1 protein-coding gene and 1 pseudogene are annotated in these 458 nt (G+C 61.6%); both read left to right on the top strand.

What is annotated here, in order from left to right; all coding sequences use genetic code 11:
• Positions 1-228 (top strand): annotated as a pseudogene (locus NCT04_RS34305) (IS21 family transposase); the annotation flags it as partial.
• Positions 229-240: 12 nt separating this feature from the next.
• The coding region (locus NCT04_RS34300; RefSeq protein ID WP_250470287.1) for an ATP-binding protein at positions 241-458 on the top strand (218 nt) is incomplete at its 3' end.

Below are 458 nucleotides of genomic sequence, written 5' to 3'. Positions count from 1 at the left end.
CCCGAGCACGGCTATCGGGCGTGCCTTGGCTTGCTCTCGCTCTCACGTCGCTATGGTCGCGACCGTCTCGAAGCGGCGTGCGCGTTGGCGCTTGAATTGGGTGTACATCGTTACCGCCACGTGTGCGACATCCTCATCAACAACCGCGACCGCGCGGCAGCGACCACGCCCGTCGAGTGGGTCAGTCCGAGTCACGCGCATGTCCGTGGCCCCAGCTACTATCAATAAAGAGAACCCGCCATGATGATGCATCAAACCTTGACGCAACTACGCACCCTGAAGTTGGATGGGTTCGCTGACGGATTGGAAGAGCAACTGACGCAGCCCGGTACTGCGGCTCTGAGCTTCGAGGAACGCCTGTCGTTGCTGGTCGACCGGGAAGCAAGTTGGCGCGATGATCGTCGCCGCACTCGACTGCTCAAGCAAGCGCGCCTGAAGTATCCGCAGGCCGCCATCGA

The organism is Caballeronia sp. GAFFF2 (assembly GCF_023631485.1).
Lineage (GTDB): Bacteria > Pseudomonadota > Gammaproteobacteria > Burkholderiales > Burkholderiaceae > Caballeronia.
The sequence above is the reverse complement of the archived record's forward strand: the minus strand, read 5'-3'. Positions and strand labels throughout refer to the sequence as shown.